21 protein-coding genes are annotated in these 17,252 nt (G+C 44.2%); 7 read left to right on the forward strand and 14 right to left on the reverse strand.

Going from position 1 to position 17,252, the window contains the following annotated elements:
* Positions 1 to 26 precede the first annotated feature (26 nt).
* On the reverse strand, positions 27 to 1,523 hold the full coding sequence (locus tag DMO16_RS10610) for a LuxR C-terminal-related transcriptional regulator (RefSeq protein WP_129477361.1): 1,497 nt from the start codon (positions 1,521 to 1,523) through the stop codon (positions 27 to 29).
* A gap of 196 nt (positions 1,524 to 1,719) precedes the next feature.
* Between DMO16_RS10610 and DMO16_RS10615 the strand changes: the two genes are divergently transcribed.
* The 5 genes from DMO16_RS10615 to DMO16_RS10635 all read left to right on the forward strand — a co-directional run bounded on the left by DMO16_RS10615 (position 1,720) and on the right by DMO16_RS10635 (position 4,904).
* Positions 1,720 to 2,316 carry a DUF6230 family protein gene (locus DMO16_RS10615; protein WP_129477363.1) on the forward strand — a complete coding sequence of 199 codons (597 nt, stop codon included), beginning with the start codon at positions 1,720 to 1,722 and terminating at the stop codon, positions 2,314 to 2,316.
* Positions 2,317 to 2,334: 18 nt separating this feature from the next.
* Positions 2,335 to 2,739 (forward strand): DUF6114 domain-containing protein, encoded by a 405-nt coding sequence (locus DMO16_RS10620; protein WP_129477365.1) that lies wholly within the window; start codon positions 2,335 to 2,337, stop codon positions 2,737 to 2,739.
* A 2-nt stretch (positions 2,740 to 2,741) separates the two neighbouring features.
* The gene (locus tag DMO16_RS10625; RefSeq protein ID WP_129477367.1) at positions 2,742 to 3,992 is read left to right on the forward strand and encodes a hypothetical protein; all 1,251 of its coding nucleotides are present in this window, start codon (positions 2,742 to 2,744) and stop codon (positions 3,990 to 3,992) included.
* Positions 3,993 to 4,097: 105 nt separating this feature from the next.
* The gene (locus DMO16_RS10630) at positions 4,098 to 4,520 is read left to right on the forward strand and encodes a GNAT family N-acetyltransferase (protein ID WP_129477369.1); all 423 of its coding nucleotides are present in this window, start codon (positions 4,098 to 4,100) and stop codon (positions 4,518 to 4,520) included.
* Between the two features lie 96 nt (positions 4,521 to 4,616).
* Positions 4,617 to 4,904 carry a DUF3817 domain-containing protein gene (locus tag DMO16_RS10635; RefSeq protein WP_061967582.1) on the forward strand — a complete coding sequence of 96 codons (288 nt, stop codon included), beginning with the start codon at positions 4,617 to 4,619 and terminating at the stop codon, positions 4,902 to 4,904.
* 59 nt (positions 4,905 to 4,963) lie between these two features.
* On the opposite strand, the gene DMO16_RS10640 is transcribed toward DMO16_RS10635, so the two are convergent.
* From DMO16_RS10640 to DMO16_RS10650, 3 genes are all read right to left on the reverse strand, one after another.
* Positions 4,964 to 5,686, reverse strand: a complete 723-nt coding sequence (locus tag DMO16_RS10640; protein WP_129480368.1) for an amino acid ABC transporter ATP-binding protein — start codon at positions 5,684 to 5,686, stop codon at positions 4,964 to 4,966.
* 30 nt (positions 5,687 to 5,716) lie between these two features.
* Positions 5,717 to 6,325, reverse strand: a complete 609-nt coding sequence (locus DMO16_RS10645; protein WP_061967580.1) for an amino acid ABC transporter permease — start codon at positions 6,323 to 6,325, stop codon at positions 5,717 to 5,719.
* 106 nt (positions 6,326 to 6,431) lie between these two features.
* Positions 6,432 to 7,196: a transporter substrate-binding domain-containing protein gene (locus DMO16_RS10650; protein WP_061971416.1), complete on the reverse strand. Its 765-nt coding sequence runs from the start codon at positions 7,194 to 7,196 to the stop codon at positions 6,432 to 6,434.
* Between the two features lie 293 nt (positions 7,197 to 7,489).
* On the opposite strand from DMO16_RS10650, the gene DMO16_RS10655 reads away from it, so the two are divergent.
* On the forward strand, positions 7,490 to 8,071 hold the full coding sequence (locus DMO16_RS10655) for a hypothetical protein (RefSeq protein WP_129477372.1): 582 nt from the start codon (positions 7,490 to 7,492) through the stop codon (positions 8,069 to 8,071).
* A 215-nt stretch (positions 8,072 to 8,286) separates the two neighbouring features.
* Here the strand turns inward: DMO16_RS10655 and DMO16_RS25425 are convergent, their stop codons facing one another.
* From DMO16_RS25425 to DMO16_RS10670, 3 genes are all read right to left on the reverse strand, one after another.
* Positions 8,287 to 8,409: a hypothetical protein gene (locus tag DMO16_RS25425; protein WP_425590029.1), complete on the reverse strand. Its 123-nt coding sequence runs from the start codon at positions 8,407 to 8,409 to the stop codon at positions 8,287 to 8,289.
* A gap of 545 nt (positions 8,410 to 8,954) precedes the next feature.
* Positions 8,955 to 9,287: a hypothetical protein gene (locus DMO16_RS24270; protein WP_061967576.1), complete on the reverse strand. Its 333-nt coding sequence runs from the start codon at positions 9,285 to 9,287 to the stop codon at positions 8,955 to 8,957.
* Positions 9,288 to 9,423: 136 nt separating this feature from the next.
* A complete protein-coding gene (locus DMO16_RS10670; RefSeq protein ID WP_129477374.1) occupies positions 9,424 to 10,083 on the reverse strand; it encodes a type 1 glutamine amidotransferase domain-containing protein in 660 nt (219 codons plus the stop codon).
* Positions 10,084 to 10,237: 154 nt separating this feature from the next.
* On the opposite strand from DMO16_RS10670, the gene DMO16_RS10675 reads away from it, so the two are divergent.
* Complete coding sequence (locus DMO16_RS10675; protein ID WP_061967572.1) at positions 10,238 to 10,693, forward strand: hypothetical protein; 456 nt, start codon at positions 10,238 to 10,240, stop codon at positions 10,691 to 10,693.
* Between the two features lie 34 nt (positions 10,694 to 10,727).
* Here DMO16_RS10675 and DMO16_RS10680 read toward each other — a convergent pair whose 3' ends face one another.
* The 7 genes from DMO16_RS10680 to DMO16_RS10705 form a co-directional block, all read right to left on the reverse strand.
* Complete coding sequence (locus DMO16_RS10680; RefSeq protein ID WP_129477376.1) at positions 10,728 to 10,964, reverse strand: DUF2164 domain-containing protein; 237 nt, start codon at positions 10,962 to 10,964, stop codon at positions 10,728 to 10,730.
* Positions 10,965 to 11,068: 104 nt separating this feature from the next.
* Positions 11,069 to 12,289: an ABC transporter permease gene (locus tag DMO16_RS10685; RefSeq protein ID WP_061967568.1), complete on the reverse strand. Its 1,221-nt coding sequence runs from the start codon at positions 12,287 to 12,289 to the stop codon at positions 11,069 to 11,071.
* A 1-nt stretch (position 12,290) separates the two neighbouring features.
* Complete coding sequence (locus DMO16_RS10690; protein ID WP_061967565.1) at positions 12,291 to 13,175, reverse strand: ABC transporter ATP-binding protein; 885 nt, start codon at positions 13,173 to 13,175, stop codon at positions 12,291 to 12,293.
* Positions 13,176 to 13,345: 170 nt separating this feature from the next.
* The gene (aceA, locus tag DMO16_RS10695; RefSeq protein WP_425590030.1) at positions 13,346 to 14,629 is read right to left on the reverse strand and encodes an isocitrate lyase; all 1,284 of its coding nucleotides are present in this window, start codon (positions 14,627 to 14,629) and stop codon (positions 13,346 to 13,348) included.
* 38 nt (positions 14,630 to 14,667) lie between these two features.
* On the reverse strand, positions 14,668 to 14,814 hold the full coding sequence (locus DMO16_RS24275; protein WP_156412540.1) for a hypothetical protein: 147 nt from the start codon (positions 14,812 to 14,814) through the stop codon (positions 14,668 to 14,670).
* Positions 14,815 to 15,010: 196 nt separating this feature from the next.
* The gene (locus DMO16_RS10700; RefSeq protein WP_129477380.1) at positions 15,011 to 15,835 is read right to left on the reverse strand and encodes an aldo/keto reductase; all 825 of its coding nucleotides are present in this window, start codon (positions 15,833 to 15,835) and stop codon (positions 15,011 to 15,013) included.
* Positions 15,836 to 16,016: 181 nt separating this feature from the next.
* Positions 16,017 to 17,237 carry a M20 family metallopeptidase gene (locus tag DMO16_RS10705; RefSeq protein WP_129477382.1) on the reverse strand — a complete coding sequence of 407 codons (1,221 nt, stop codon included), beginning with the start codon at positions 17,235 to 17,237 and terminating at the stop codon, positions 16,017 to 16,019.
* Positions 17,238 to 17,252: the final 15 nt, after the last annotated feature.

Consider the following 17,252-nt stretch of genomic DNA (forward strand, 5'->3'; position numbering starts at 1 on the left):
TGCTCATCAGCAGCCTCTGGCCTTTTTTATTCGATAAAATTCATCCGAATGGCTTTCACAACAGCCTCTGTCCGATTCTTCACTTTTAATTTTTTTATGATACCGGCTACGTAATCCCTTACAGTGTAATGACTTAAATGAAGAAGTGAAGCGGCCCGCTGAATGGTTTCCCCCTGTGCCATCAGCTTCAGCACCTCTTTTTCTCTTGGCGTCAAGATGGGTGAATCCATGTCAAGCAGTTGAATAACCGTCCCCCATTGCTTATAAAGAGCCTCTCCTGCATACTGACCGAATTTCATGAGCATGGCCTGCTCGTTTGGTGTCGGTTCCTCAAAGTGCGCTCCGTTACAGTCAAGCAATACCAGCCCGAGAAAACGCCCTTTTCGAGGTGTAAATACCGGAACGGCGATGAGCGATGCCACCTTGAACTGCTCTGCCAGCCCTTTAGGAATCTGCTTGGAAGCATCCTTAAGATAAATGGGCTTGGACTGAAGAATCTTCTGCAAATGATTCTTTAAAAAAGCAACCTCAGTAAAATCAACTTGGATTTCCTGAATATTATGTCCCAGGTTGCGATGAGCCGCAAATACAACCCGCTCCACCCGCGGGGAGTACAGAAAGAGGGCACTTCTTTCAAACTTTAAATAATCCACAAAACCATCCGTAACTGTTTTAAGTGTTTCGGTGCAGGTTTGTGCCATAAGCAATCGGAGTGTATATAGCAGAGCAGCATCTTTCCATTCGTTTTCACTTTCAAGTGTATTCATCTTGAGCTGCTTTTTGTACATGTTCGAAATCAATTCAATACGCTGGGAAGAAATGCTTCCCGCATCGGTTGATTTTACACAAAGCAGCAAGGTTTCTTTGGCAAATGAAACAGGAATGACTCTCGGCTGTTTCGTACCAGGATTCATCAGGCGGCACAAAGCAAGGGACAGCTGTTCGGATGTGGGGGCGGACATCGTTTTGCAGATTTCTATGAGCGATTGATTGTCCTGCCCGGTATCCACACTTTTCAGTTCGATTAATTTATACTCGAAATCCTCAATTCTCAGCAGCGCAGCCCAATGAAGAGGGATAATGTTAGAGGTGATCATTGTATCCAGCCACTGATGCCCGTTCGTTTCCGATGTCAAAGGAATCAGAACATGGTCTAAAAGCTTGTTGAAAATATACTGGATGGACTGATGATCAATGATCCTTGGATTTTCTTCCTGTTCAAGAATATGGTGAATCATATTTTCAATGGCAGACAGCAAAAAAATAACCTGGCTGTAGTCAACGTCCATGGAATAGTGGTCTCTCCATTGCGAGACCATGGCAAGTATGAGCTGATTGATATGCTCACAATCGTTCTTTTTCAGCAGTTCCTCAAAGGAGTAGGTCATCATTCCGTCAAATTCCGTAATGAGGTCCTGTTCATGCTGAGAGGATAGCTCACTTTTTATCGTTTTCCAGTTGTTTAATATATCTCCGCCATACTTTGCCAATAATGCCATGCCATTTAAAAAAAGCTCGTCCATATCCAGCCCCTCCTCCCACTGCTTACATTCACTTTATAGTTTTCGAAATCTTTTTACAATATCCGCCCATTTAACCCGACAATTGTCGGGGGGATCCCCGTAATTACGATACTTATCGGAATTGTCAACTTACTAAACAAACCTTACAGTTACATTATTAAAGTGCTTTCATCATATTAAAAAGGGTGGGATATTGATGGGTAAAACGGTCGAATTGAAAACAACCCTCAACAAAGGAAACGTGAACAAAAGGGTGTTTTGGAAAGCTTTCGCATCAGGCATGGTGGCACTCGCCACACTGCTGAGCTTTATGGGAGTATCCGGGACTGCTTACGCCATACCGATGGCAGGAGTAGGTAACTTCTATGTTGAGTTTGATCACCTGGAAGGAAACGGCTATACCTTCTACCCGAAAATGGGTGAATCCAGCAAGGAGAAATCGACTCCTCAGGGCACCAACCTGATTAAGGATTTAACCATTGATCATCTGCAGCTGTATAAAGATTTTAATATTAGCGGGGACAAATGGATCCGTGTAAAAATTGCCGCCAGTAAACCGGTTCATATCTCCGGTCTGCAGCAGGACGCTTCTGTGATCAATGCGGATGCCAAGTTCAGTAACCTTGCATTGAAAGAAAAACAGAGCAGTGACTGGCAGAAACAGTTTCAGCAAATGTCTTCAACCATTGAGCTAAATCATGCAAAAATTAAAACGCATTACCTTTTCCAAGAGAAGATTGTGATGAACGGAATGAAAGTTACGGTGGAACGCATCAACAAACCAGCCAATTAACAACAAGGAGGAATAAAGATGTCAGTTAGACAATGGAAACATGAACGCCCTTTTACCGGGTCACTGCTGACCTTGATATCTGGGGCATTGATCCTGTGGGTGCCATTGAATCTTATTGTGAAAGCTTTCCTGCCAGGTACTGTCTCTGTAATTGGCATTTTATTTGGCGGCATGATTCTTTTGCTCGGCGTCATGGCACTGATTTTTCCCCAGTTCTCCAAACTGCTGGGGATTATAACCATCTTTTTATCCATATTGTCCGTGATCGGAGCTCTGGGTGGTTTTCTCATCGGAACATTACTTGGTATTACCGGGGGATCCCTGATGATTGCCTGGAACCCTCCTGCCCCTCTTCAGAAGAATGATGAACAAAGTGATGCTTATACCGGCTATGAGTCTCCTGAACTGGTAGAGGCGAAATGAGGATGCGAGCATTAAAAGGCTTGACCTGTTTGCTTGTTATGGCCTTGCTCTATGTTCCAAATCACGCACAAGCGGCAGCAGGCGGGCAAAATGACGAAGGGTTTGTGGTCAGCGCAGATCGGGTGGAGGGCGGAATCATGCTCCCTCAAGTAGTGATGGGAGAAACGTCATCAACAAAATCAAAACCCATGATCCGCTTTCAATACCGTAATGCCACACTGTATGGTATGAAGCTTACAAAGGTACTTTCGACCGATGAAGGGCCGGTCACTGTAATTATGCAGGCACACGGACCTGTTCATATGACAAATATGACCGCTGATGCTTCGGCATTTTCACTAAAGGGAGCATGCCTGACCGCAGGAAAACCAATCCCCGACCCAGGACTTAAAAAGGTAACCATGCTCATACACAAAATGGAAGCCTCAAAAGGAGAATTGGACAGACTGACGCTTACTACGGTAAAAGGCAATCATGGACAACAGCGGCCAGCTGCTCCGAAAGTGCTTCAAGACCTTGCCTCGCTTCCTTTATTGGAAATGAAAGAAGCCGTCAATAAGCTCATGAACGGCCATCTCCCGCTGACCTGCGAAGACCAAAAAGAGGACAAAGAAAAATCGCCTGAAAAGCCTGCTTCACCTTCGGATGAGATAAAAAAAGCGCTTCCCAAGCTGTCAAAGGATCCTATAAAAAAGGCTGAGAAAAAACCGGACAAAAAGCAGGAGAAACCTGATGCCGAACACATTGTAAAGCACGTTAAAAAACCATTGGAAGATGTGTCCGACCCGGTAAAACACGTAAAAAAACCACTGGAGCATGTAACCCATCCAGTTAAACAAGGTGTAAAAAAAGAAATTACAAAAGTGCCAAAAGTCATTGATAAAACAAAGGAAACTGCCAAAAAGGAGAAGAAAAAAGTCAAGAAAACCATACAACAAACGAAACAGCAGCTTTGCCAGAAGGCAGGGATACTGAATGGATCTGTACCGAAAAAGCTTGGTCTTAACTTCATTGATGAGGCCCAAAAAGAAAAAATTCCGCTCACTGGCCTCTGTCCAACTAATGAGTCTGCGACCAAACAGCTTAAGCTTGTTCAGAGTCAGCTATTAAAGAACCTTCACTTATCTTCCACGAACAAAGATCTGCTCGCCGATCCTGACCTGTTAAAAAAGATGGAGAAGGAGATGGAGAGTCACTCCTCTCTCAAACTTCAGCCTGATCTTTTAAAACCATTGGACGGCCTCTTTTCATAATAGAACCCAGCAGCCTGCACTAGATTCCAGGCTGCTTTTTCTCCTGTCATTAACAGCGTATGGAAGTTAAAATAAAACAAATGATATAGAGCAGGAGGAGGTACAGTGTACAAGATTGATAGAAACATTACAGGACTAGATTGGAATGAGGTATTGTCCATTTACCACGCAGTAGGCTGGACCCGGCATACCCTTATAGCTTTGCAAACTATATACAGCAACAGCAGCCATGTTGCTGCGGCCTACGCTGACAGCCAGCTTGCAGGCCTTGGGAGAGCACTGTCTGATGGCGTGTTCAATGCAGCCATTTATGACGTGATCATTCACCCGCAATTTCAAAGAAAGGGAGTTGGGAAGCTCGTTGTGGAGGACCTTCTTAATCAGCTTAAGGACATTTCCTGCGTGCATTTAATTTCCACAACGAGTAATGAACCGTTTTATGAAAAAGCAGGACTGAAAAGTGCAAAAACCGCCATGGCGCGCTACCTGAACAAAGATTTGGAAGCTGAGTATCTAGTAGAAAAATAGACAAAAAGGATTCACAACTCTCTGTAATTTCCTGCTCAATAATCCCTTTGCTTATGGTAAATTAATAGGGACATAAGATACAGGAGGTTATCAGGTATGAATCCATCCCTCAAACGTTTTATCCTAATTGGAACACTTGAAGGCATCTCGTTTCTTGTTTTGCTTGCCATTGCCATGCCGCTCAAATACTTTGCCGATCTTCCACTGGCTGTTACCATTGCCGGTTCTCTACATGGGTTGTTTTTTGTTCTTTATCTGATCGCACTGGCTTATGCCACATTTAAAAACCGTTGGTCATTCCCTCTGGTCATGGGAGCCCTTGTTGCTTCGGTCCTTCCCTTCGGTCCCTTCGTTTTTGACTCCTATTTGAAAAAAAACGCATAAAAAACCAGGCCATTTTCTTTGATCGGTTCAAAGACGGGCCTGGCCTTCTTATCTTTTATTTACAGGATAGTTCCAAGAAAATCTTTTGTACGCTGATGCTTCGGCTGGGAAAAAATATCGCTCGGTGTACCCTTTTCTACAATTTTGCCGTCATGCATGTACACCACAGTATCGGCCGCTTCTCTTGCAAAGCCCATTTCGTGTGTTACGACGAGCATGGTCATTCCTTCTTTCGCCAGATCCTTCATCGTCGACAGCACTTCACCAACCAATTCGGGATCGAGGGCCGAAGTCGGCTCATCAAACAACATGATTTTTGGCTTCATGGCGAGTGATCTTGCAATCGCCACCCTTTGTTTCTGGCCGCCGGAAAGCTTTGATGGATAAACATGTTCCTTGTCCGCCAATCCCACTTTCTTTAAAAGCGCTCTGCCTTCCTCGATCGCCTCTACTTTTGGAATCTTTTTGACCATTACCGGGGCTTCAATTACATTTTCCAATACCGTCTTATGAGGGAAAAGGTTAAAATGCTGAAAGACCATTCCCACTTCCTGACGCACTTTGTTCAAATCCGTTTGATCTGGTTCAATTACTTTGCCATCAATTGTTATCGTGCCGCTCTCCTTGTACTCCAAATAGTTTAAACAGCGGAGCAATGTGCTTTTACCTGAACCACTGGCACCAATTAAAACCACCACATCCTGCTCATGAACTTCGATATTCACATCCTTTAGAACATGCAGTTCACCAAAGGACTTATTCAAGTTGTTAACGTTTATCATTACTTTTCTCTGTTCCACACTCGTTCCCCCCTACTCGTCTCCTCCGGAAATTTTCCCTTCCAGTTTATTAACCAAAAGGGTGAACAACAATACCAGTACCAGATAGTAAATCGCCACTATTAAAAGATACGTCATTTCTTCAAACGTTCTTGACCCCTGGGTGGTGGCCACATTAAACAATTCTGAAGACGAAATAAAGGCGGCCAATGATGAATCCTTCAGTCCGATGATAAACTGGTTGCCAAGCGGAGGCAATGCGCGCCGGAATGCCTGAGGAAGCACAATTCTCCTCATGGCAAGTGCCGTGCTCATGCCAAGTGACCGTCCTGCTTCGAGCTGTCCTTTATTAATGGACTGGATGGAGCCCCTGAAAATCTCGGCGATGTAGGCACTGTTATGCAGCGCCAACCCCAGTGTTGCACACCAGTAAGAAGAAATTCCAAGTTCTGCTAAACCAAAATAAAAGAAGAAAATCTGTACGATCAACGGCGTACCCCTGATAATCGCTATGTACACGTTGGCAATCCAGTTAAGAATTTTGCTGTTTGACAGCTTAAAAAAGGCAAACAGCAATCCGACTATCGTACCAATTAATACGGAAACCACCGTAATTTGTAAGGTAAGCAGCAATCCTTTCATAAAGAGCGGATAGCTGTCGATAAATACTTCGAAAAAATGTCTAATCTTGGTTCAGCTCCTTTTGAAAGAAAAGAATGTGCAGTGTAACACACATTCTTCATCGATTTTATGGTTTTTTTGTAATATCGGTTTTCAGGTATTTTTCGCTTATTTCTTTCAATGTTCCGTCTTTCCTTAATTGTTCCAGCGCTTTGTTGATCGCTTTTAACAGTTGCTTGTCTTTCTTTGATACCGCAATCGCTTGTTCGCTCGTGCCAAGCGTTTCTGCTTCCTCTACTTTAAAGCCTTTTGCAATAGCCTGTTTGCCGGTAATGGAGTCCGTAATGACACCATCATGCTTCTTTTCACTTAAGGCACGCAATGCGGTTACATCGCTGTCATATACCGATATGTCTTTGGAGTATTTTTGTGCTTCACTTTCGTATGTAGAGCCTTTCGCTACAGCGATATTCTTGCCTTTAAGGTCGTTTACATTCTTAATGCCGCTGCCCTTTTGAACAAACAAAACCGGTCCGGAATAATAATACGGTGTACTGAAATTTACCGCTTTCATTCGTTCAGGAGTAATAGTATGGCTGGCAACAGCTGCATCAAACCGGTTGGTCTTAACCGCCGTAACAATTCCATGGAATTTCTGCTTGTCCACTTTTGCCTTCAATCCCATTTCCTTGGCAAGAGCCTTTCCAACTGCAACATCAAATCCATCAAGCTTACCATTCTTGTCTGAATAGCTGAACGGATAGAACTCGCCTGAGACGACAAAAGAAAAAACGCCATCTTCTTTAAGTTCCACCTCATCCCCACTCTTCGTTGTGGATGTCGAGGACCCGCAGCCGGCAATCGACAAAATCATCGCAGCAATTAACAACATTGGCAAATAGAACTTTTTCACTGCTTTTCCCCCTTTTTTAATGTTTGATAGTTCTGACTAATTCAATGGTAACGTGTTGAATCTTCAAATACTAGCCACAAAAGTACTAGAGAGATTGTACTATCCTGGGCATATGTTCACGTCTGCTTTTTTTAGAACGCTTTGATCCTCAGATACCAAACAATAGTCCCATGAGATATTTACCCTAATTACCATGTAACCAATCGTAGGATTATTTCAAATTTTGTAGAATATATAAATAATTCACTTTGTTTAAAGGGAGGGTGCGAAAAATGATGGGGGATCATCCAAAAGTTATCCTTCTTTCGGAGTATAAAAAGAAAAAACGAAAAAAACGGGGAACCCTTGGTTACACCCGCTTGCTTCTCCGGTCTACCTTGCTGTTTATGAGTGTAAGCTTTCTGGTGTTTGCCATTTTTATGTGGCAGGACTATAAACGCACCACTCTATTTTCTCACAATCCCAATGAAATTTTTAAAGTACTGGATCAGCAGGATTCAAAAACATTATCTTCACCCGCCAAAGAAAAAATTTCGTCCATTGCCTCAAAGATCGAAGGACTGGAGTATTTGGCTGTTTTTTCACAAAAACCAGTCAAAGGAGATGAAAGCACCACTTCTCCCATCTATGTATTTTCAAAAGCAAAAGGAAAAGTCGATAATACTCTTAATCTCGGAGATGGAAATTGGCATATTGAATATAAGTTCAAGAAGCCTCAAAATCATTTTTTATGGGATATTTTTCTCGTTGTATTCATTTTTTTCTGCTTCATTTTCTTCGGTTTATGGATGATCATTGGCTTCAAATATCCAAAAGGCATGAGTCTTGCCAGCCGTATGATGTATATAAAATAAAACAGAGCGCCAGGATGCCGGCACTCTGTTTTTTTATATTTTGCTCAAACCGTAAATGGCTTCTTGAACCGACAAATAGGTTTTCAAGGAATACAATTCATGGCTGGTGCCTGCTTTCATGGCAAGTTGTGCAGAAATACCGGTTAGTACAAGGTCCGTGCCAAGCAGTTTAAGAAGATGATGCAGTTGAAAAATCAGGGATGAAGTGTGATCATCTAATGGAACTTCTTATCCTGCAAGGCTTTTTTTATTTCCCTGACAGAATCTTTATCCATATCTTCCCCCTGAAGAAAGCGGCAATTTTTCCCGATCACATCTTCATACTCATAACCAGCCATGGACAGGAAGCCTTCATTAACATAAATAATGGGATTATCGGAGAGCGATGGGTCGGTAATTGTATGCCCACTCTAGTAAAATCAAGGGCTTTTTCCTTAAAAAGATTCAGATTTTGTTTCAACACATCCTCTCCCTTCTGATACACCGTTCTACTAATTTAGGGAGATTATATCATTATTCTTCTTGTTTCCTAACTTCCCCCCCTAATCCCCCATTTGTTGAGGAACCCGCTATTTATTTCCCGGAAAATGACGAAAGGTTGCCCTTACATATCACGTGATCATCTGTATACTATAAACAGGAGGGATGAACCATGAGTAAAAGCAAAGCCAGGAAACTCCGAGACCGGATGATCAGGGAAGGAAAAAGAAACCCTTCGGATAACAGGGGAATTTATGCCCTTGCCGATCTGCGGACCAGAAAAACGAAAAACAAACTACAAAAGAAGATGCAAAACAAACATAAAGGCCGATTATCAGGTTATGGACAAGCTGATAATCGGCCTTTATTTTATTTAATCCTGTCCACGCGAACTAAAAGGCCTTCAGGCATACGGCCGAAAACGTCGTATGCCATGGAAAGGAAAGCCGAAAAGTCCAACTCCCGGATGCAGTTCGCCTGCAAAAAAAGGGAACACGACACGGCTGGCTTCCGCCTCTTTCCCGTTCAAGGGTATAGCCATATAGAGATTTTCACTATCATAGGAACTTAACAGTCCAGAATAGACCTCTCCATCCATCATTTCCAGTTCACTGTACTGGCCCATATATTGCCGGCATAGAAGCAAATAGTGATAAGGTTGGTGGGAGCCCGCTTTTTGGAGGGCAGCGGGAGGAACAGCATTCATTGTTGGCTTTAGGTCTTTGTCCAGATTCATGTTCTATCTCCTCCTTTGTACATACCATCTTATTCCGCTTATTCAGGATTGCACCGCTTATCCACCCAACTTTGCCAAAAAAAAAGCTGCCAGATTCCAGCGTGTGCTGGTTACCGACAGCTTTTTTTAGTAGCTGTTATGCTTCAAGAACTTCAATAACTTTCTTTGCTACGCTTAAGCTTGACTGCGGATTCTGACCGGTAACAAGCTTTCCGTCAGCTACAGCAAAATCCGCCCAGTTCTCTCCTTTTACAAATTCTGCTCCCAGTTCGCGCAATCTCGTTTCCAAAAGAAAAGGCACCTCTTCGGTAAGATCCATTTCCGCCTCTTCCGAATCGGTGAACGCCGAAACCTTTTTCCCTTTTACAATTGGAGCCCCGTTTGCGCAGGCAGCCATGACCAGTCCGGAGGGACCGTGACATACAGAACCAATTACCTTATCATCTTCTGCAAATTGACAAACAACGACCTGGAGATCGTGGCTGTTTTGAAAATCAAACACGGTTCCATGTCCTCCCGGAAGAAAGATCGCATCGAATCCATGGGCATCATCTCTCGTTAATGGAGGCGTATCTTTCAAAAGGGCTTTTGCTTCCTCAAATTGTCCTGTATCCCCTTCAAGACTGTTCGGATCCAATGGAACATCGCCTCCAGCGATGCTTGCCACTTTGATCTCATATCCCTGTTTTTTAAATTCATTGTATGGAACGGCAAACTCTTCAAGCCACAAACCCGTTTTGTGATCTCCGATGGTACCATGACTGGTTACAACAAACAGTATCTTTTTGGATGACATTTCACTTCACTCCTTTTTAATTTCATCTGCACCCGTATTTATTCCTTACTTTCCCAAATGATAAACATCCGTTACCCATCCCATAGGGCTGCAGGTCCAATCCCTTGTCCTTTCATTCACATAAACTATCAAAAAAGCAGAATGAGGAACAAGCATGAAGTTTAAATTTGGAAACAGCACCACCGATGCGAAACGATACAGCACGTTTCAGAAAAAACTGGCCATCACCAAAGAAGCTGACTTGAACAGTCCAAGTGACTTTCTTCCGCCTAATCAAGAAATCCCCCTCCTGTCAGTGCATTTTACACAGTTGTCCAAAGGAAACAAGGTAGAAATCGAAGCATCGGCCGGATGGACGGCGGGCTTTCCGTGTGAACCTGCAACAATAAAGCTCACGATAAGGCGAAATCCTGACATCCTTGTGGCAGAGACAGAGGATAGCACCCAGGATCTTCAGATGCAAAAGACGACGGCACTTACAGGCTCTGAAACCCTGAGCGATAATGCTGAATTGGCTATTTACACCTTATACGCATCAACCGAGCAGGCACAGAGAATCCGGATGAGCGGCAGCTTCCGTCTTCGTGCCGTTGTGAGGCTGAACATTTAAAAAAGCAGCAGGCCGCCAGCCTTGCTGCTTTTACTCATTTACGCTCAAGAGCATATAAATCATCTTCCACTGCCCCAAGCCGGTCTCTGACCACATTCAATGAATCTTTGATTCCCTGATTATAAAAGTGCTGCCCCAGCTGTGAGGAAAAAAAATCCAACACATTTTCTGCCGCGATCTCTCCGATTTCTTCTCCTCTTTCGTCATAGAAAAACTGCTGAATATCCCGGATTGCCTGATCCTTGTGTTCTTTTTTCCATTGTATAAGCATAATGAGCCTCCTCTATTCTTTATCAGTGTATCATTCTTCCTGTGTGTCTCCCATTCACTCTTAAAAAAGAAAGCCTGCAGACCCATGCTGCCGGCTTTCCTTTCTCACTTGCCTTTTGCAAGCAGAATCATGTCTTTGAATTTTACTTTTCCGCCGTAATGCATGACCCCATGCACATAAATTCTTCCTGCCAGCCGGTTGATGAACAACAAGGAGATTAACAGGATGGCAATGGTGATGATCACTTCAAGTGTACCTGCCTCACCCGCTACGATTCTTGAAAATGTAACAATCGGTGAGAAAAAGGGAATGTACGAGCTGACCACAACGAGCGTTGTCGAAGGATCGAACAGCGACCGCATTCCGATGAAGAATGCCCCCATAATAAGCATAATGATTGGAAACTGTGAGGCGCCCAAGTCTTCTGTGCGGCTGACCATGGAACCGACAGCAGCATACATCATCGCATACAGAAGGTATCCCAATATGAAGTAAGTGATAAACGCTGCAATGACGCCAGGGGTCAGGTTGGACAGATCGATTCCCGATCCAAAAATGGAAAGCTCGTTGGTATCGAGCCAGCCGATGGCATAAGCGATCAATCCGGCTGCAGCAATAATTGCGAGTTGCACGATAGCTCCCGTTAAAATGGCCGCAATTTTTGCATACATCATCAAAATGGGCTTCACTTTCGGAATCATGATTTCCATAACCCTTGAGGATTTTTCTGCAGCGACCGCGGTGGCGATCATTTGTCCGAATGCAATAATAAACAGATACATAAAGAAAACAAACACATAAACGATTCCAAACGTATTACTGGTATCCTTTAGAACCTCTTCTTTCACCTGCACGGTTGAAAGGAGAGATGTGGCGGTTTTCGGATTGATTTTATTTTTGGCAATCGTGTCAGCAATATACGATTGCTGCAGTGCTTGTGAAACCACGGGTACCGCTTCATTGTTCGGGAAGTTTTTATAGATATACGTCAGGGCCGGGACCCCTTTTTGCTCGCGGACAAGCAACAGTCCATCCAGGTCGCCTTTCTCCACCTTTTTTCGAAACTTCTCTTCCTCATCCTTCTGTGCTGATCCCAGCTTTGTCTCATCTAATGTTTTGTTCAGGGCTTTGACGTTTATGTTACTTTCCGTCTTATTGATTACGGCAATGGTATCTTTATTCCCGCTGTCATTCTGATTCGCCCAATTGGAGTAAGCAAAGAATGCCAATATGGCGACAAAGATGATCGTTGTTGAGATTTTAAATGCCTTTGATTTCAAGTTTTCTTTTAAATGGAATTTATAAATTGCCGCAAATTTTTTCATGTTACTTCACCTTCTCCAGGAAGATTTCGTTCAATGTAGGTTCAAGCATTTTAAAATAGCGAATCGGGATATGGGCCGAGTGCAGCCGGCTAAACAATTCAAACGCTTCTGACTCATCCCGCACCTTAAGCTTTACCTCATTGAGTGTTTTCTCGAATACAATTTTCCACTCCTGGAGCTTGTTTTCAAGCTCCCCATCGTTATGAAGAGTCAGATTTCGGTAGCCATAATTCTGCTTAATTTCACTAAGGTTGCCTTGGATTACCGTCTTACCGTCCTTCATCAGACAGACCTTTTCACAAAATGTTTCAATCTGCTCCATGCGGTGAGAGGATAGGATAACCGTTTTTTTCATTTTAACCTGTTCCTCAATAATGGACGCCAGCATATTGGCATTTACAGGATCCAGGCCGCTGAAGGGCTCATCAAGAATGAGCAGTTCCGGGTCATGAATAAGGGTGGCGATCAGCTGGATTTTCTGCTGATTGCCTTTTGATAAGTCAGAGGCCTTTTTTTCTTTATGCTCCTGGATTTCTAATTTTTCCAGCCAGTAGTCAATTGCCTGATTAGCGCTCTGCCTGTCCATCCCTTCCAGCTCTGCAAAATACCGAAGCTGATCGGATACCTTGCTTTTTTGGTACAAGCCCCTTTCCTCCGGCAAATATCCGATCGAAATCTTTTCTCTGTCCAAGGGAGCTCCCTCCCAATAAATTTCCCCAGCATCCGGTACAAGAAGACCCAATATCATTTTAATCGTGGTCGTCTTGCCTGCTCCATTCCGTCCAAGCAGTCCCAGCACCTGACCCTTGGGCAGATTCACTGTAAACTCGGAAACCGCATGCGTTTTTCCAAATGATTTATCTACATTCTTCAGATTCAGCGACAAAAAATAACCCCCTTATGTACTGCAAAAGTTACCATTCTAGCATATTGGCAAAATACGCCTTTTATTCTCTCATACAAAAATGGAAATATCAAACAGTCCTTGTTTAAAGCTGACTTCACAACACAAAAAACCTGCTCTCCCTTTAAGAGAAAGCAGGATTCTTTTAAACTTCAATTGGTGATCGTGAATTGCTCTTCTTCAGTCGATCCTTTTAATGCTGTGGTTGAAGAAAGGCCCCCTGAAATGGCCTGAGCCACTTCATCAAAGTAGCCTGTACCTACTTCTCGTTGATGGCGGGTAGCCGTATAGCCATCCTTTTCACTGTCAAACTCTTTTTGCTGCAATTCCGAGTAGGCTGCCATTCCCCTAGTTTTATATTCCTTCGCAAGTTCGAACATGCCATGGTTAAGGGTATGAAAGCCTGCTAGAGTAACAAACTGGAACTTGTAGCCCATCGCTGCAACCTGCTGCTGGAAAGTCGCGATTGTTTCATCATCCAGCTTCTTTCTCCAGTTAAAGGAAGGCGAGCAATTGTAAGCGAGCATTTTACCTGGAAAACGTTCATGGATCGCATCTGCAAACTTTTGTGCCTCTTCAAGGTTCGGTTCCGATGTCTCGCACCAGATCAGGTCTGCGTATGGAGCATAGGCAAGTCCCCTGGCAATGGCTTGATCAATTCCGGCACTTGTTCTGTAAAATCCTTCCGCTGTACGGTCACCCGTTAAAAACGGATGGTCATACGCATCAACATCACTTGTAATCAGGTTCGCCGCATTGGCATCTGTCCGTGCGATGAGGATCGTATCCACACCCATCACATCTGCGGCAAGTCTTGCAGAAATCAGGTGGCGCACAGCCTGCTGTGTCGGGAGCAGCACCTTTCCTCCAAGATGGCCGCATTTTTTCTCAGAGGACAACTGATCTTCAAAATGCACACCGGAAGCTCCCGCCTCAATCATCGCCTTCATCATTTCAAAAACGTTAAGCGCACCGCCAAATCCGGCCTCCGCATCTGCAACAATAGGTACAAACCAGTCGGTGTCCGTTTTCCCCTCGGAGAATTCAATTTGGTCGGCCCGCTGCAATGCCTGGTTGATCTTTTTCACGACATTAGGCACACTGTTTGCCGGATACAGGCTTTGATCCGGGTACATGTGACCCGAAAGGTTGGCATCTGCCGCTACCTGCCAGCCGCTTAAGTAAATCGCTTTCAGTCCTGCCTTTACTTGCTGAACGGCCTGATTCCCTGTTAATGCTCCCAGCGCATGAACATAGTTCTCTTCCTGCAGTGATTTCCAAAGCCTCGCAGCCCCTCTTTTTGCAAGAGTATGCTCAATTTGAACCGAACCTCTTAATCTGGCAACGTCTTCTGCCGTATACGTTCTTTCTATTCCTTCCCACCGCTTGTCGTTCCAGTTCTCCTTGATTTGTTCAGCCGTTTCTTTTTGATTCATCATTTTTCACTCCTTATTTAATATAGCGATCATGTACCTCACAAACGTTCCATTAGCTCTTTAATCAATGATTCCGTTTCCGTTGCAACGTTTGCAGCATACGCATCCGTCACCCTGGCAATCCGGGCAATTCCCGTTCCTGTGCTTCCCTGAACCATTGCATTCCGTGCAAGTTTCCTCACCATGCCCCTGACATCCTTTACAATCCATTTAACTTCCTCCTCTTCGTGTTTTTATTCTGTTATAAAACAGTTTATTATCTTGTAAAATAATATATAACACAATGACAAGGATGTGCAACATCTTTTTATAACAAAATAAAAAATAGGCCATCTGTTCTATAACAGGTGGCCTTTTGTGACAATCTTACTGTTTTTTCTTTTAAAAGTCGTTCGGATTGGGTCCGTTTCGATGATTCGTATTCAATCTGTCGATCTGTTCCATATCTTCTCTGCTTAATTCAAAGTCAAAGATATCGCTGTTTTGATAGATTCTTTCCTTATTTACCGACTTTGGTATGGTGACGACACCATTTTGGAGATCCCAACGGAGAATGACCTGTGCGACTGTCTTTTCATATTTTTTTGCCAGCTCTACTAATACAGGCTCATCAAAGAGTTCTCCCTTTAACAAGGGCCGCCATGCTTCAAGCTGAATATTTTTGCCCTTGCAATAAGACAGCAATTCTTTTTGGGTCAGACGGGGATGGAACTCCACCTGATTGACCATTGGCACAATTTCACAGTCACCGAGCAAGTCTTCCAGATGGTGGATTTCGAAATTGCAAACACCGATGGCCTTAACCTTCCCCTCTTTATAGAGATGTTCCAACGCTCGCCAAGTGTCTTTGTACTTGCCAGAAACGGGCCAATGGACCAGGAAAAGATCCACATAATCGAGGGCGAGCTTCTTTCTGCTTTCTTCAAAAGACTGCAGTGTGGTTTCGTAACCCTGCTCCGTATTCCACACTTTTGTGGTAATAAAAAGTTCTTCCCTTGGAACACCCGACTCCATGAGGGCCTGTCCCACACCTTCTTCATTTTTGTAAAACGAAGCTGTGTCAATGCTTCTGTATCCCGCTTCGAGCGCATATTGAATGGCGTTAATGACCTCCTGGCCATCCTCCGCTTTATAGACGCCTAGCCCCAGCCATGGCATGCGAACACCGTTATGCAGCACGGTTGTATCTGAAATGCTTTTTATCATCTGTAACGCCTCCTTGAGATTATCGTACCACTCCACATGTTAAAAAGAAAAACCTCCCGTTTGTTCGAGAGGTTTTTCCGCCAGAAGTCGGAATAATAAAACAGGTTCAATTAGCAGCAGATTTTGGTTCAATTATTCGAAATTCGGTTCAATTCATCCAATCATCCAGAAAAAACAGACCTTAAACAGAAGCAATCTCCTTCGCTTTGTTCACTTCAAATTCCTGCTTGATGCCGAAGAGCACTTCTTCGTCTGTCAGAAGCTTCAATGCGGTTAATGCCAGTGCCTTGGCTCCGAGAATGAGCGCATGGTCTCCTGCCGGTGAAATGGCCGCCTCACGGAACTCATCGGTATGTCCTACCAGGCTCTCCGGGCCAATCTGCAGATAAGGATGAATGGTTGGAACCACCTGGCTGATATTGCCGGCATCAGTGGATCCCAAACCGCTTCGATGCGAACTGTCAACTTCAGCACCAAGGCTTTCGAGTTGTTCTTGAAATACTTTATCAAAGGAACGGTTCAATAAAAGGTTATCGACCTTGTTTTGAAAGGCGATCACATTCAACGTTGCGCCTGTGGCCAGAGCTGCACCTTCAGCAATCCCTTTTACCTTTTTCGTCACCTCATCCAGCTTGGCGCGTGTGGCGGCACGAATGTAAAAACGTGCTTTGGCGTATTCCGGAACGATGTTCGGTGCATCTCCTCCATGAGTGATGATCCCATGAATTTTCACATCATCCGGTACATGCTGCCTGAGAGCGTTGATTCCGACAAACAGCTGAATGACGGCGTCAAGCGCGTTGATGCCTTTTTCCGGTGCCGCTGCCGCATGAGCAGGTTTACCGATATACTCAAAATCGAGCGGATCAACCGCGAGGGATGTTCCCGTTACACGGTTGGCGTTACCCGGGTGAAACATCAGGGCCGCATCTGTGCCATCAAGCAGTCCGTGTTTAACAAAACTGCCTTTTGCACTTCCGTTCTCCCCGCCTTCTTCAGCCGGTGTACCAAACACTTTGACTTCACCGCCAATTTCATGAATCACGGACCCAAGAGCAATCGCCGCAGCCGTACTTGAGGTTCCGATGATGTTATGACCGCAGGCATGCCCAAGCCCCGGGAGCGCATCGTATTCAGCCAGAAACGAAATCGTTGGGCCATCCAGTGCTGATTTCTTGCTGGCAACAAACGATGTTTCATGGCCAGCTACACCACGTTCTACCTTGAACCCCTCTCGTTCAAGCAATGAGGTCAGTAGCCTGGACGCTAAAATTTCCTCATTTCCGATTTCTGGATTTTCATGGATCTCATGTGAGGTCTCAATGTATGTTGCTGCATTTTCCTCTACATTCACAGTGATAAGCTCTTGAATTTCCTCTACAGTACGGCTGATGACAGTCATTTTCTCAGATCCTTT

The sequence above is a fragment of the Fictibacillus sp. S7 genome (assembly GCF_004127935.1).
In the GTDB taxonomy this organism is placed as follows: domain Bacteria; phylum Bacillota; class Bacilli; order Bacillales; family Fictibacillaceae; genus Fictibacillus_C; species Fictibacillus_C enclensis.